The following is a 14155-nucleotide window of genomic DNA, read 5'->3' as shown; positions in this document are numbered from 1 at the left end:
GCTAGGTGCCGATTCGCGCGGCGACCGCGAACAGCAGGTCTTCCTGCCCGGGGGAGCAGGCCAGCTGGACCCCGACCGGAAGGCCGTCGATGGTGCCCGCGGGGACGGACACGGCCGGGAGGCCCGCCACGTTCCACGGCTTGGCCAGCGATAACAGGGCGCCCCGGACCGTCGAGACCGTGCCGTCGATCTCGATCTCGCGCTGGCCGACTTCGGGCGCTACCACACAGGTGGTGGGCGTGGCCAGCAGATCGACCCGGGACAGCAGGTCGTGGACCTCACTGCGCCACTGGTCGCGGGCCCGCAACGACCGCACGTGCTGCCAGCCCGTCGTCTTGGCGGCCGCTCCCAGGAGCTCCAGCACGTCGGGGGTAAACAGCTGCGGATTCTGCGCCACGCGCTCGGCATGGATCGCGTAGGCCTCGCTGTACTGGATGCCCGCGAACGCCTTGTGTATGCCCACTGGATCGCGCAGCTCGACGTCCCGCATCGAAAGGCCCCCGACGTCCAGCGCCGCGCGAGCGATCCGTTCGACCCGCGGATCGGTTGGGTGCAGCGTGCCGGGCGGGATCCAGCCGATGCGCGCGGCTTCCCCCGTCTCATGGCAGAAACTGCTGCGCAGTCCGGCAAGCACCCGGTAGGCGGTCCGGCAGTCGTGGGCGGTCCGGGCCAGCACGCCGACGTGATCCAGCGACTGCGACAGCGGGAACACGCCGTCGGTCGGGATCGCGTTGAAGGTCGGCTTGAAGCCCACCACCCCGCACAACGCCGACGGGATCCGCACCGACCCGCCGGTGTCGGTGCCCAGCGCCAGCGGCACCATCCCGGCGGCGACCGCGCCCCCGCTGCCACCGCTCGACCCGCCGGTGACCCGGCTCGTGTCGTGCGGGTTGCGGGACGGCCCGTTGTGCGCACTGTCGCCGGTGGCCCCGAAGGCGAACTCGTGCGTCGTGGTCTTGCCGACCAGCACCGCGCCACCATCGCGCAGTCGCCGCACGCATTCGGCGTCCGTCGCGGCCACGTAGTCCGCGAAGTGCGCCGAGCCCATCCTGGTGGGCAGCCCGGCGACATCGATGACGTCTTTGATCGCCACGGGAATTCCGTGCAGCGGGCCGCGGTCCACGCCTTCGGCCAGTTCCGCGTCGGCCTTCGCGGCGGCCTGCCAAGCGCCCTGCCGGTCCACGGTGACGAAGGCGTTCAGGCCGGCGTCGAGCTCGTCGATGGAATCCAGCGCGCCGCGCACCAGTTCCGCCGCGGTCACCAGACCGGCACGAAGTTGATCGGCGAGCTCGTTGATCGTGCGGTTGGCGAAGTATCCCGCCGGGCTGTGCTGGGTCAAGTACGCGCACCCTTCTCCCCTGCGATCGCCGCAGCGCGGCACCGGTGCGCGATCATCCTGCGCTCCGACCGGCGAATCCGTCAACGTTCCTACCGGCAGCCGCCGCTGTAGGAAATCACAGCGGTAGTAGACGCGGCTCGCCCACCAGCGTCAGCGCGGGTACCGGCGCCCGAAGGCCGTCATGACCGGCGAAACTGCCGGTTGCTGGACCGCGTGAGCAAGCCGCGCGCGATGATTTCGAGCACGACCAGGATCGCCACCGACTCGACCGCAAGCAGCGCCACCAGCACGTACAACTGGACGACCCCGGCCTGGATGGGGGTGGCGCCGCCGAGCAGCATCCCGACGAACGCGCCGGGCAGCGTCACGGTGCCGACGGTGCGGGTCTGGTCCAACGCCGGCATCAGGGCACTACCGGCCACCGGCCGGGCCACCTCCAGGCGCGCCGCGCGATCCACCATGCCCAGGGCCAGCGCCGCCTCCACCTCGCCGCTGCGCTGTTGCAGCTCGTCCAGCAGCCGCCGCCCGGCCAGCGCGGTGGCCACCAGTGCGCCGCCGATCAGCTGCCCCACCAACGGAATCAGCACCAAGCCGGTCAGCGGCACGGCACCGGTGACGACGAGCAGCAACACCGCCGGGGCGACCCCGGCGGCGATCGGCAGCGCGGCCCACAGCCACGTGCGATCGTCGGTGATTCGCCGCCCGGCGGTGTGCGCGGCGATCGCGAACATCAGCACGATGAAGGCGGCCGCCAGCGCCGTCCACCTGACGATGTAGGCGATCAGCAGCGAGACCACGAGCAATTGCACCGCGCCGCGCACGCCGGCGAACAGTACGTCCCGATACCGGGCCAGCCCGCCGAGCCCAGCTACCGCCGCGGCGGCGACCAGAAGCAACGCGATAGCCACCCCGAGAGCCGGGGTGACCGGAATGGATGCAGAAGACACTGCTCGACTCTAGGGCGCGCGGCCGACTCCACCGCGCTGACCGGTCCGGTCAGCGCGGACTGTCGCGGAGCTCTTCCGGCTCGGCAATCACGTCGACCAGCGCTCCGTTGCGGGTCACGGTGATTTGCAGCGGTCGGCCGATGGCCTCGGCGAACATCAGCCGTTGCAAGCCCTGCGCATCGCGCACCGGGCTGCCGCCCGCGGTCAGGACCAGGTCCCCGCGGTGCAGCCCGGCCCGCGCCGCCGGGCTTTGCCGCACCACATCGACCACTCGCAGGCCCGTGTCCTGCCCGGTGCGTTCGGCCAGCTTGTCCGGCAGCGGCGCCGGGATGGTCACCAGGCCCAGGAAGGCGCGGCGGACCCGGCCGTGCCCGACCAGCGAGTCGATGATGCGGCGGGTGGTGGCGTTGATCGGGATCGCCAGGCCCAGCCCGACCCCGGCGACCGCGGTGTTGACCCCCACCACCACACCCCGCGAGTCCGCCAGGGCACCACCCGAGTTGCCCGGGTTGAGCGCGGCGTCGGTCTGGATCACGTCTTCGATGATCCGGGCCGCATTGCCGCTGCGCGCGGGCAGCGACCGCCCCAGCCCGCTGACCACCCCGGCGGTGACCGAGCCCGCCAGCCCGAGCGGATTGCCCACGGCGACGACGAGTTGGCCGACCACCAGCCGGTCGCTGTCGCCGAGCTGCACGGGTGGCGGTGTCTGTCCGGCCGCCCGGACCACGGCCAGGTCGGAAAGCGGATCCGTGCCGACCACGGTGAACGGGGCGCTGGTGCCGTCGGCGAAGCGCGCCGTGCCGTCGGTGGCCCGGCCGATGACGTGCGCGTTGGTCAGCATGAAGCCGTCGGCGGTGAACACCACCGCCGACCCTGCCGCATCGCCCCACTCGCTGGACGAGTGCAAGCCCGCCACGCTGGGTGTGATCGCTGAAGCCACGGCGGCCACCGTCTGCGAGTAGGCGTCCAGACCGTCGAACCGCTCTTGCCAAGCACCGGCCATCTCGGCCTCCAACCGCAATGTCTGCTACTGCGAAACGCCGGATGAGCCCCGCTCATTCCACCGCGGATCGGTCGTTGACATCGGTGGTCGCGCCCGCGCGACGGCGGGCCGGTCACGCGGATGGAGCCCGCCCTTGTCACCGCAGGTCGCCTGGTCGGTGCGACGACACGTGGTCTTCGCACCGAAGCGGCGGCTCGGGCGCGGCGGGCGCGGCGGTGTGCGCTAACGCAACGCCGCTGGAAAGCAACAAGGCCGACGCGACACCCAACGTGATTCGCCGAAGTTCCTTCGTGATCATGGTCGTGACTCTAGGCACGGGGCGGATCGAGCCCTACCGCAGTAATACTCGGAGGCGCGTAGGGAATAGTGAGCACGCGGAGCGCGAGGGGCGCCCGATCGAATTCGGATCACTCCGGCTCCTGCGATTTCGCACCGGAAACCGGGAATCTTCCGGCCCCACCCGGCGGACGGCACCGACTCACACCACGACGATCTCGGTCCCGGCCAGCGCTCGGAACGGCGCTAGGTCTTCGTCGGTGGCGCCGTGATGGCAATAGTGGGCAGCCGCGTAACAACAGGGCCGAAAGGCCCGAAATTGTGATTTTCCACTGCTTCCCGGGACCGGTGGGCGCCGCGGAATCGCCCCTGACGGCACATCAGCAACAGCCGTCCCGGCCGTTGCGCACGTTAGGGGCCCGCCCTGCCGAGCGGCCTTCCACCCCCGGTTATCGTGGTCGGCAACAGCCTGCGAACTATTGACGTTGGGAACCGCCATGGCTGAACCGCACGGCATCGACCCCTTCGACGCGACCTTCGCGCGTGACCTCGCGTGGGCCCAGAAGCTCCGCGAGCAGCTCGCCGAAATGCCGACGATCGAAGAACCCGAACAGGTCGACTGAAAGCCTCATCCCTCCGGCTCGGCGGCTCGCCCCGCCGGCAGGTGTTCGGCCAGCAGTTCCAGGAGCTTGTTGACCTCGACCGGCTTGCTCATGCACTCGGTGGCTCCCGCCGCGATGCTCGCCTCCCAGTCGCCCTTCATCGCCTTCGCGGTAATCGCGACGATCGTCAGGTCCCGGTAGCGCGGCATCTCCCGGATGATCCGGATCGTGGCGTTGCCGTCCATCTCGGGCATCATCACGTCCATCAGCACGATGACGATATCGGCGTGCTGCTGCAACGCGCACAGCCCGGCCAGCGCGTTGTCGGCGTGCACCACCTGCAGGCCGTGCTGTTCCAGCAGCAGGGTCATGGCTTGCACGCTGCGGTAGTCGTCGTCGACGACCAGCACCTTCTCCCCGTTGAACCGCAGTGACGCGTGCTCCTCGGGCTCGCTGCCGCGCAGCATGTGCTGGTGGCCTTCCTGCCGGATCAGTTCGGTGGACCGCATCGGCGGATCGATGCCCTCGACCGCCACGTCCAGGCTGGTCTCCGCCGCGCTCGGCACGTAGGTCCGCGGCACGCGTTCCGGCTCGGCCACCGGCTCCCGCTCCGGCTCAGCGCGCTCGCCGCCCTTGCCCGTCGGGGGTTCGACCGGCAGGTAGAGGGTGAAGGTGCTGCCCTGGCCGGGTTCGCTGTGCACCTGGAGTTCACCGCCGAGCAGGGTGGTCAGCTCGCGACTGATGGACAGCCCCAGCCCGGTGCCCCCGTACTTGCGCACCGTGGTGCCATCCACCTGCTGGAACGCCTCAAAGATCAGGGTCAGCTTGTCGGCTGGGATGCCGACCCCGGTGTCGCGCACCGAGAAAGCCAGCCGCTGACGGGCGCGTTGCAGGCCCTGGCTGTGCACCTCGCTGGGTTGGGCCGAGCGGATCCGCAGCTCGACGCCGCCCCGGTCGGTGAACTTCACCGCATTGGACAGCAGGTTCCGCACGATCTGCTCCAGGCGGTTGCGGTCGGTGCGCAGCGTCGACGGCACCGCCGGGGACACCACCACGCTGAAGTCCAGTCCCTTGTCCGCCGCCAGCGGCCGGTAGAGCGACTCCACGTGCGCGGCGAGGTCTGCCAGCTCGACGTCCTCCGGCAGCAGGTGCATCTGACCTGCCTCCACTTTGGACAGATCCAGCACATCGTTGATCAGCTGCAACAGGTCAGTGCCCGCCTGGTGCACGGTCTTGGCCAGGTCCACCTGCTGCGGGGTGAGGTTGCCCTCCATGTTGTCGGCCAGCAGCTTGGCCAGGATCAGCACGCTGTTCAGCGGGGTGCGCAGCTCGTGCGACATGTTGGCCAGGAACTCGGACTTGTAGGCCGATGCCTGGGACAGCTGCCGCGCCCGCTCCTCCAGCTCCTGACGGGCCTGCTCGATCTCGATGTTCTTCAGCTCGATGTCCCGGTTCCGGCTGGCCAGCAGCGCGGCCTTCTCCTCCAGCTCGGTGTTGGAGCGCTGCAGCTCGGTCTGCTGCTGCTGAAGTTGCTCCGAGCGCGCCTGCAATTCCTTGGCCAGGTGCTGGGACTCGGCCAGCAGCGCCTCGGTGCGCGAGTTCACCACGATGGTGTTGACGTCGACGCCGATGGTCTCCTTCAACCGCTCCAGCAGGTCCAGGTGCACCGGCGTGAACAAGTTGACCGACGCCAGCTCGATCACCGCCAGCACCTCGCCCTCGAACAGCACCGGCACGATGGCCACGTTCGTCGGCGAGGTGGCGCCGAGCCCGGAGCTGATCCGGACGTAATCCGGCGGTGCGTCGCTGACCAAGATCGACTTGCGGTCCGCCGCGACCTGCCCGACCAGCGACTCACCCAGCTCGAACCGCAGCGGCGGCGTACCGTTCCGGTCGCTTGGGCGGCCGTAACCGGCGGTGCGCTCCAGGATGGAGCGGCCGTCCTCCCCCGGTCGCCGCAGGAAGAACGCCCCGTATTGGGCCGACACCAGCGGGGCCAGTTCGGTCATGATCAGCTGGGCGAGCGCGTCGAGGTCGTGCTGGCCCTGCATCAGTGCCGAGATCCGCGCGAGGTTGGTCTTCAGCCAGTCCTGCTCCTGGTTGGCGTTGGTGGTTTCCTTGAGGTTGCTGATCATCGCGTTGATGTTGTCCTTGAGCTCGGCGACCTCGCCGGAGGCGTCCACCGTGATCTGCCGGGTCAGGTCGCCCTCGGTGACGGCCGTGGCGACCTGCGCGATCGCGCGCACCTGGGTGGTGAGGTTGCCGGCCAGCCGGTTGACGCTCTCGGTCAGCCGCCGCCAGGTGCCGGACACGTCGGCGACCTCGGCCTGGCCGCCGAGCTTGCCCTCGGTGCCGACCTCGCGGGCAACGCGGGTGACCTCGGCGGCGAACGCGGAGAGCTGGTCGACCATCGTGTTGATGGTGGTCTTGAGCTCCAGGATCTCGCCACGGGCGTCCACGTCGATCTTCTTGGACAGGTCGCCACCGGCCACCGCCGTGGTCACCTGGGCGATGTTGCGCACCTGGTTGGTCAGGTTGCGGGCCATGATGTTGACGTTGTCGGTCAGGTCCTTCCAGGTACCCGCCACGTTGGGCACCCTGGCCTGGCCGCCGAGGATGCCCTCGGTGCCGACCTCGCGGGCCACCAGCGTGACCTGCTCGGCGAACGCGCGCAGCGTCTCGACCATCCCGTTGATGGTCTCGGCGAGCGCGGCGACCTCGCCCTTGGCCTCCACGATGATCTTCTTCGACAGGTCGCCGCCAGCCACCCCGGTCGCCACCTGGGCGATGCTGCGCACCTGGTTGGTCAGGTTGTCGGCCATGATGTTGACGTTGTCGGTCAGGTCCTTCCAGGTACCCGCCACGCCGTGCACCCGCGCCTGGCCACCGAGCTTGCCCTCGGTGCCGACCTCCCGGGCCACCCGGGTGACCTCGTCGGCGAACGCGGAGAGCTGGTCGACCATCGTGTTGAGGGTGTTCTTCAGCTGCAGGATCTCGCCGCGCGCGTCCACGTCGATCTTCTGCGTCAGGTCACCGCGGGCGACCGCGGTCGCGACCTGCGCGATGTTGCGGACCTGCACGGTGAGGTTGTTGGCCATGAAGTTCACCGAGTCGACCAGCCCGCGCCAGGTGCCGGCCGCGCCGGACACCTCGGCCTGGCCGCCCAGCCGCCCCTCGCTGGCCACCTCGCGGGCCACCCGGGTGACCTCCTCGGCGAACGCGGAGAGCTGGTCGACCATCGTGTTGATGGTCTCCTTGAGCTCGCGCGTCTCGCCGGAGACCTCGACGGTGATCTTGCGGGTCAGGTCGCCGGCGGCGACGGCCTTGGCGACGTGCGAGATGTCGCGCAGCTGGCCGGTGAGGTCGGCGGCCATCCCATTGACCGAGTCGGCCAGGTCCTTCCAGGAGCCCACCAGCCCCGGCACCTGCGCTTGGCCGCCGAGCTTGCCCTCGGTGCCGATCTCCCGCGCCACCCTGGTGATCTCCTGCGCGAACAGCGACAGCTGGTCGAGCATGTCGTTGACCGCCGCGCTGAGCCCGGCCATCTCGCCGGGCAACGCCACGTCGGCCGAGCGGCGCGGCATGCGCTGTGACAGGTCGCCGCGAGTCAGCGCCCCCAGCACCCGGTTCAGCTCGGCCATCGGCGCCAGCAGGGTGCGGATCATCTCATTCACGGAGTTCGCGGCGATCGACCAGCCACCGCGCGAAGACCCGTTGAAGTCGACCTTCGCGATCGGCCATTCGCCCCGCTCCGCGGCGGCGCTGAGTCGCTGCAGCTCGCTGACCAGGAACTGGTTGCGTTCGGCGAGCTCGTTGAACACCGTTGCGACTTCGCTGGCCATGCCGCCACCGGAGAACACCAGGCGACGGCGGAAGTTGCCATCCCGCAGCTCACGCAGCCCCATCACCAGGCGCGTGAGCATCGCGTCATCGGTCATCAGCGGGAGGGAATCGGGCTCCGCGGACGGGATGTCCGGCGGCTTTGACGACATGACGGCCTCCGCACCCGGTCAGCGCTTGCCGCGCGAATCACGGTCCAACCGCAGCTCGGTGGCCAGCACGGCGGCCTCGCTGCGGTGCCGCATCGCCAGCTTGGCCAGCATTTGGGACACGTAGTTCTTGATGGTCTTCTCGGCGAGATACATCCGCTTGGCGATCTCCCGGTTGGTGAGCCCCTCACCGATCAGTTCCAGCACCTGCCGCTCCCGCACGGTCAGTTCGCGCAGCGGGTCGGCTTGCTCCTGCTCCTTGCGCAGCCAGGACAGCATCGCCTCGGTCTTCTTCGGGCTCAGTAGCGACTGCCCGGCCCCGGCGGTGCGGATCGCGGTGACCAGCTCCTCGCTGACCACACCCTTGAGTACGAATCCGGCAGCGCCAGCCATTATCGCGTCCATCAGGGCGTCGTGGTCGTCGAAGGAGGTCAGCATCAGGCAGTGCAGCTCCGGCAGCTGCGACTGCAGTTCACGGCAGAGCTCGACGCCGTTGCCGTCGGGCAGGCGCACGTCCAGGACCGCCACCCGCGGTTGGGCCTTCGGCACCCAGGCCAGCGCTTCGGCCACCGTGGCGGCCTCACCGACCAGCTCCAGGTCCTCCTCGGCGGCCACCAGTGCGGCGACTCCCCGCCGGATCACATCGTGGTCGTCGACCACGAACACGCGTGTGGTCATCTGAAATCCTCGCCCCCTTCGACCCGGACTCCTAGGGCGGGCACTGACCAGGATAAATAGCCCTACTTCGAAGCGCCGGTCAGAAGTCGCCGAACAGGGGCGGCGTCCGGCGCCCGGCTCGGCGCCGGACGCCGGGCGCTGGCCTCACTTCGTCGCGCAAACGCTCTCCACGAAGTGCGCCAACTGGTCGTCGCTGAGGTGCCGGGCCAGGTCGGCCTCGCTGATCATGCCGACCAGCCGGTGGTCGGCGATCACGGGCACCCGCCGGATCTGGTGCTGCTCCATCATCGACAGCACCTGGCCGACGTCGGAACGGGCGTCCACCCAGTACGGGATGCCCTGTGCCAGTTCGCCGGCCTTCACCTCGGCGGGGCTGCGGCCTTCCGCGCAGCAGCGCAGAACGATGTCGCGGTCGGTGATGATGCCGTGCAGCCGGTCGTCCCGGCCGCAGATCGGCAGCGACCCCACGTCGAGGTCGCGCATCATCTGCGCGGCCTTGTACAGGCTGTCGTCCTCACCGATGCATTCCGCCCCTGCATGCATGATGTCGCGCGCCGTGGTCATGACTGATCCTTTCGACTGCCCCTGCAAGTGCTCTCGCACTACCCGCGCAGCTCACCGGCAAAACGCCTCCGGGACCGTTGCCGATTCAATGGAAATCAGCGGGTTGATCTCCATTGAAATCGACGACGAAGGGTCAGAATTCGCGCATGAACCGGTCGAATGCGGCGTTGGCCGACGCCCACTCGTGGGTGATCAACTCGGTCGGCACTCCTGGCCGCCGTTCGGCGTCGACGGTGACGACGAACCCCGGCTCGGAAACCCGGCGGCGCAGCTGCACCAGGCACCCACTGGCCGAGCGGCCGAACCGTTCCCCGTTGTCCCTGGACTCGACCTGCCCGGGTTGCAGGGCAGACGCGTTGTTGTTCGGGTTATCCGCCATGAGCCCGTTGTAGCCCAATCCGGCGGCCCAGGCACAGTGTTTACCGCTTCGTATTTCACCGAGGCGGCCAACCGCCGGGCCGCGGGCCGTTCGGCCAGGGTGGCTGCGGCGGACGCCCCGGCGGCGGACGGTGCCCGCCAGGCTGGTAGGTCGGCAATTGCGCCGCCGCCAGTTGCGCGGGCGGGGCGAAGAAACCCGACCGTTCCTGGCGCGCCCACGGCGGCGCGGGCGCCTGCGGCAGCCGCCGGAAGAACGCGTCCCGCGCGCTCCGCATCAAACCCAGGATGGCCTCCCGCCGGGCGAAGAACGCCTCCGGCGCGATCGTGTTCTTCTCCGCCTGGGCGTGCAAGAGCGCGAGTTCGGTGGCCGCCAACTGGTAGTCGCCCATCGCCCGCGCGCCGGTCGTGCCCGCCTGCGCGCGCGCCCAATGCCTGGCCTGTCGCCGACCGGCCATGCTGCCGAGCATCTGCACGTCATTGGGCTGTACCAAACCGCTCGGGATGTAGGCCGGCAGATACCTGCGGATCAGATGCACCAGCCGCTTGCGGTCCAGCACCAGCACCACGATCACCGCGATAAGCACCAAGAACTGCAGCAGGTAGGCCGCCACCATGCCCGGGAAACCGGCCAGTGTCAGGCTGCCGTTCCACAGCGCGTGCAGGAACACTGCGCCGCACCAACCGCCGACCACGGCGAAGAACCGGCCTACGCCGCGGTGCGTCGCGGCGTAGGCGACGCCGAGCCCGGTCATCGCGGTGTACAGCGGATGCCCGAGCGGCGCGATCACGCCGCGGATCAGTACCGTCACCCAGATGTCGCCGGTCTCCGCGCCCAGGCCCTGCATGTAGTAGAGGACGTTTTCGACCAGCGCGAACCCCAGCCCGCACATCCCGGCGTAGACGATCCCGTCCGTCGGCCCATCGATCTCGTGCCGCCGCACCCACAGCAGGTAAAGCAGCAGCGCGCCCTTGAAGCTCTCCTCGACCACCGGCGCCACGATCGACACCGTGATCGCTGCGGCGGTCTCGGCGCCCAGCACCGGTGCCATCAGGATCTCGCTGCCGGTGTTCACGATCAGCGCCCCGATGATGGCCACCCCGGCACCCCAGCCCAGGGCCAGCCACAGGTTGAGCTGCGGCTCCGGTTCCAGCCGGTCGATCAAAAGGATCAGCGAGATGAGCACCACCGCGGTCGGCAGCGCGAGCCCGGTGCCGATCACGACGTTCACCGGGCCGCCCTGCCACAGGTAGAAAGTCAGCGCCAGCAGCAGGCAGAAACCGGAGACCGCCAGGCCGATGATCAACGGTATCGGCGCGCGGTTGGAGCTTCGGCCTTCCAGGACGGACCGAGGACTGAGTGCGGGCATGCCCGCGAGCGTAGGAGATGAGCCCGGGTCCCCGACGCCGAACCCGGCCAATTCGCGGCAGCGTCTCGCCGTCCGGATCAAGGCCGCCTGGTTCGCGGTGTTCGAGATGCCAGGTGGTGCCGACTCCCGCATCGGCGTCGGCACCACGCTCCGGCGTCAGTTGTTCTGCGGGAATCCGAGATTCACGCCGCCGTGCGAGGGATCCGGCCAACGCGTGGTGACGACCTTGGTGCGGGTATAGAACTGGAGGCCGTCCGGGCCGTAGGCATGCGCGTCGCCGAACAGCGAATCCTTCCAGCCGCCAAAGGAGTAGTACGACACCGGTACCGGGATCGGCACGTTCAAGCCGACCATGCCGACCTCGACCTCTTCGCAATACTGCCGCGCGGCGCCACCGTTCTCGGTGAAGATGGCCGTGCCGTTGCCGTAAGGGTTGTTGTTGAGCATTTCGATCGCGGCGTCGTAGCTGGGCACTCGCAACACCGACAACACCGGACCGAAGATCTCGTCGGTGTAGATCGACATGTCGGTGCCCACGTGGTCGAACAGCGTCGGCCCGAGCCAGAAGCCGTCGGCCCCGCCGTCGGCCCGCACCCCGCGCCCATCGACCACCAGCTTGGCGCCCGCCGCTACCCCGGCGTCCACATAGGACGTCACGCGATCCCGGTGCGCGGCGGTGACCAGCGGGCCCATGTCGCAGTCGCGGCGGCCGTCGCCGATGTTGAGCTTCGCCATCCGCTCGGCGATCTTGGCTACCAGCTCGTCGCCCACCGGATCGACGGCGACGACCGCGGAGATCGCCATGCAGCGCTCCCCCGCCGAGCCGAACCCGGCGGACACCGCGGCGTCGGCGGCCAGGTCGAGGTCGGCGTCCGGGAGCACCACCATGTGGTTCTTCGCGCCGCCGAGCGCCTGCACCCGCTTGCCATTACCCGTGCCGGTCTCGTAGACGTAGCGCGCCACCGGCGTAGAGCCGACGAACGACACCGCCTTGACCGTCGGGTGCGCCAGCAGCGCATCGACCGCGACCTTGTCGCCGTGCACGACGTTGAGCACACCCTCTGGCAGCCCGGCCTCGTGCCAGAGCTGCGCGATGAAATTCGCCGCCGACGGGTCCTTCTCACTTGGCTTAAGCACCACGGTGTTGCCGCAGGCGATGGCGTTCGGCACGAACCAAAGCGGCACCATGGCCGGGAAGTTGAACGGCGAGATGACCCCGACCACGCCGACTGGCTGACGTACCGAGTGCACGTCGACGCTGGTCGAGGCGTTCTCCGAGAAGCCGCCCTTGAGCAGGTTCGGGATGCCGCAGGCGTATTCGACGTTCTCCAGGCCGCGCTGCACCTCGCCGGCGGCATCGGAGACGACCTTGCCGTGCTCAGCGGTGATGATCTCGGCGAGCTCGCCCTTGCGCTGGTTGAGCAACTCGCGGAAGGCGAACAGCAGGGTGGACCGCTTCGCCAGCGAGGTACGCCGCCAGGTCTTGAGCGCTTCGGCGGCCCGCGCCACCGCGGCGTCCACATCGGACTCCGCGGCGAAGGCGACCCGCTTGGTCACCTGCCCGGTGGCGGGGTCGAAGACCTTTCCGGTGCGCTGCGGGGGCGCGTCGTCGAACCTGCCCGCGATCCAGTGCCTGATCATGTCTGTCATGCGTGGATCTCCTGCCCGGCCAGCGAGATGGTTTCGGTGAGGATCCGCAGCGCCTGCGCCGCTTCTTCCTCCGTCAGCGTCATCGGCGGCGCCAGGCGCAGGACGTTCCCGTGCAGCCCGCCCTTGCCCACCAACAGTCCGCGCTGCTTGGCCAGTTCCATCACCCTCGCGGCCGACGCAGCCGCCGGCCGCCGGGAACCGGGTTCGACCAGCTCGACGCCGATCATCAGGCCCTTGCCGCGCACGTCGCCGATCAGCGGGCACTGCCCGGCGTGCCGCCGAAGCCCGTCCAGCAGCCGGGACCCGAGCTTGGCGGCGTTGTCCTGCAGGTCGTGGTCGAGCAGGTAGTCCAGCGCGGCCTTGGCGCCGCCGGTGGAGATCGGGTTGCCGCCGAAAGTCGAGATCGAGTTCGCGGTCAGGCAGTCCATCAGCTCGGCCTCCGCGACCACGCCGCCGATGGCCAGGCCGTTGCCCAGCCCCTTCGCGAAGGTCATTGCCGCCGGGGTCACGCCGTGCGCCTGGATGCCCCAGAAGTGCTCGCCGGTGCGTCCCCAGCCGGTCTGCACCTCGTCGGAGATCAGCAGGATCCCGTACTCGGCCAGGACCTCGGCGAAGGCGCCGAACAGCCCGTCGGGCGGGGTGGCGAAGCCGCCGACGCCCTGGATCGGCTCGGCGATCATGCAGGCGACGTCGCCGGCGGTGGTGGTCTCGATGACCTCACGCAGGTCGTCGACGCACGCGGCGATGTAGTCGGCGTCGGAATAGTCCCGGAACGGGCTGCGGTAGCGGTAGCCGCCGTGCACATAGCTCACCTTCAGCGGGGACAGCGAGCTCGCCGCCCAGCCGCGGTTGCCGGTCACGCCGAGGGTGCCGAAGGCCCGCCCGTGGTAGGAGTTGCGTAGCGCGAGGACCTGGTTGCTGCGCCGGTATTGGGTGGCCAGCAGCAACGCGGTCTCGTTGGCCTCGGTGCCCGAGCCGGTGAAGAAGACCTTGGGGTTGTCCAGCCCGGACAGCTCGCCGATCTGCTCGGCCAGCTCCACCTGCTGCCGGATCAGGTACAGCGTGGAGGTGTGCAGGATGCCGGTGTCGACCTGGCGGCGGATCGCGTCGCTGATCTCGGCGACGTCGTAGCCGATGGCGTTGGTCAGGATCCCGGCGAAGAAGTCCAGGTAGGTGTTGCCCGCCGCATCGGTGACGTGCCGTCCCTTGCCTCCGACGATCTCGATGGGCTCCTCGTAGTAGAGCGCCAGCCAGTTCGGCATGGCGGCGCGGTGCCGGGCCAACAAGGATTCCGTCATCAGTTCCCTCTCTTGGCTGATGTCCTGCTCCGGCCAGTCTGCTCGGCCCGGGTTGCCGCTGCCA

Annotated in this window: 12 protein-coding genes; 1 reads left to right on the top strand and 11 read right to left on the bottom strand. The window is 69.4% G+C overall.

The window, feature by feature from the left end:
- Position 1 precedes the first annotated feature (1 nt).
- From BJ970_RS26800 to BJ970_RS26785, 4 genes are all read right to left on the bottom strand, one after another.
- Positions 2-1339 (bottom strand): amidase, encoded by a 1338-nt coding sequence (locus BJ970_RS26800; RefSeq protein ID WP_184728769.1) that lies wholly within the window; start codon positions 1337-1339, stop codon positions 2-4.
- A 179-nt stretch (positions 1340-1518) separates the two neighbouring features.
- Entirely contained in the window at positions 1519-2286 is a 768-nt protein-coding gene (locus BJ970_RS26795; protein ID WP_184728768.1) for an ABC transporter permease, read from the bottom strand.
- 49 nt (positions 2287-2335) lie between these two features.
- Positions 2336-3289 (bottom strand): S1C family serine protease, encoded by a 954-nt coding sequence (locus tag BJ970_RS26790; RefSeq protein ID WP_184728767.1) that lies wholly within the window; start codon positions 3287-3289, stop codon positions 2336-2338.
- Between the two features lie 136 nt (positions 3290-3425).
- Positions 3426-3587, bottom strand: coding sequence for a hypothetical protein (locus BJ970_RS26785; RefSeq protein ID WP_184728766.1), 162 nt, complete (start codon positions 3585-3587; stop codon positions 3426-3428).
- 475 nt (positions 3588-4062) lie between these two features.
- Here BJ970_RS26785 and BJ970_RS39065 point away from each other — a divergent pair, with 475 nt between their 5' ends.
- Positions 4063-4188 carry a hypothetical protein gene (locus BJ970_RS39065; protein ID WP_281399494.1) on the top strand — a complete coding sequence of 42 codons (126 nt, stop codon included), beginning with the start codon at positions 4063-4065 and terminating at the stop codon, positions 4186-4188.
- Between the two features lie 5 nt (positions 4189-4193).
- Here the strand turns inward: BJ970_RS39065 and BJ970_RS26780 are convergent, their stop codons facing one another.
- The 7 genes from BJ970_RS26780 to BJ970_RS26750 form a co-directional block, all read right to left on the bottom strand.
- Complete coding sequence (locus tag BJ970_RS26780; RefSeq protein ID WP_184728765.1) at positions 4194-8159, bottom strand: HAMP domain-containing protein; 3966 nt, start codon at positions 8157-8159, stop codon at positions 4194-4196.
- Between the two features lie 18 nt (positions 8160-8177).
- A complete protein-coding gene (locus tag BJ970_RS26775; protein ID WP_184728764.1) occupies positions 8178-8834 on the bottom strand; it encodes a response regulator in 657 nt (218 codons plus the stop codon).
- A gap of 144 nt (positions 8835-8978) precedes the next feature.
- Positions 8979-9398, bottom strand: coding sequence for a CBS domain-containing protein (locus BJ970_RS26770; RefSeq protein ID WP_184728763.1), 420 nt, complete (start codon positions 9396-9398; stop codon positions 8979-8981).
- Between the two features lie 133 nt (positions 9399-9531).
- Positions 9532-9777 carry a hypothetical protein gene (locus BJ970_RS26765; protein WP_246471020.1) on the bottom strand — a complete coding sequence of 82 codons (246 nt, stop codon included), beginning with the start codon at positions 9775-9777 and terminating at the stop codon, positions 9532-9534.
- A gap of 55 nt (positions 9778-9832) precedes the next feature.
- Entirely contained in the window at positions 9833-11143 is a 1311-nt protein-coding gene (locus tag BJ970_RS26760; protein WP_184728761.1) for a PrsW family intramembrane metalloprotease, read from the bottom strand.
- A 156-nt stretch (positions 11144-11299) separates the two neighbouring features.
- Complete coding sequence (locus tag BJ970_RS26755; RefSeq protein WP_184728760.1) at positions 11300-12793, bottom strand: CoA-acylating methylmalonate-semialdehyde dehydrogenase; 1494 nt, start codon at positions 12791-12793, stop codon at positions 11300-11302.
- Positions 12790-14091: an aspartate aminotransferase family protein gene (locus BJ970_RS26750; RefSeq protein ID WP_184728759.1), complete on the bottom strand. Its 1302-nt coding sequence runs from the start codon at positions 14089-14091 to the stop codon at positions 12790-12792. Before BJ970_RS26750 ends, BJ970_RS26755 begins: the two co-directional genes overlap by 4 nt.
- Positions 14092-14155: the final 64 nt, after the last annotated feature.

The sequence above is a fragment of the Saccharopolyspora phatthalungensis genome, assembly GCF_014203395.1.
GTDB classification, from domain to species: domain Bacteria; phylum Actinomycetota; class Actinomycetes; order Mycobacteriales; family Pseudonocardiaceae; genus Saccharopolyspora; species Saccharopolyspora phatthalungensis.
Note: the sequence above shows the minus strand (reverse complement) of the source record. Positions and strands in the feature narration are given on the sequence as shown.

Bases quoted from the DNA above. Each gene is read 5' to 3' on its own strand.
- BJ970_RS26790 (WP_184728767.1), bottom strand. From the start codon at position 3,289: ATGGCCGGTGCTTGGCAAGAGCGGTTCGACGGTCTGGACGCCTACTCG.
- BJ970_RS26785 (WP_184728766.1), bottom strand. From the start codon at position 3,587: ATGATCACGAAGGAACTTCGGCGAATCACGTTGGGTGTCGCGTCGGCC.
- BJ970_RS39065 (WP_281399494.1), top strand. From the start codon at position 4,063: ATGGCTGAACCGCACGGCATCGACCCCTTCGACGCGACCTTCGCGCGT.
- BJ970_RS26780 (WP_184728765.1), bottom strand. From the start codon at position 8,159: ATGTCGTCAAAGCCGCCGGACATCCCGTCCGCGGAGCCCGATTCCCTC.
- BJ970_RS26775 (WP_184728764.1), bottom strand. From the start codon at position 8,834: ATGACCACACGCGTGTTCGTGGTCGACGACCACGATGTGATCCGGCGG.
- BJ970_RS26770 (WP_184728763.1), bottom strand. From the start codon at position 9,398: ATGACCACGGCGCGCGACATCATGCATGCAGGGGCGGAATGCATCGGT.
- BJ970_RS26765 (WP_246471020.1), bottom strand. From the start codon at position 9,777: ATGGCGGATAACCCGAACAACAACGCGTCTGCCCTGCAACCCGGGCAG.
- BJ970_RS26760 (WP_184728761.1), bottom strand. From the start codon at position 11,143: ATGCCCGCACTCAGTCCTCGGTCCGTCCTGGAAGGCCGAAGCTCCAAC.
- BJ970_RS26755 (WP_184728760.1), bottom strand. From the start codon at position 12,793: ATGACAGACATGATCAGGCACTGGATCGCGGGCAGGTTCGACGACGCG.
- BJ970_RS26750 (WP_184728759.1), bottom strand. From the start codon at position 14,091: ATGACGGAATCCTTGTTGGCCCGGCACCGCGCCGCCATGCCGAACTGG.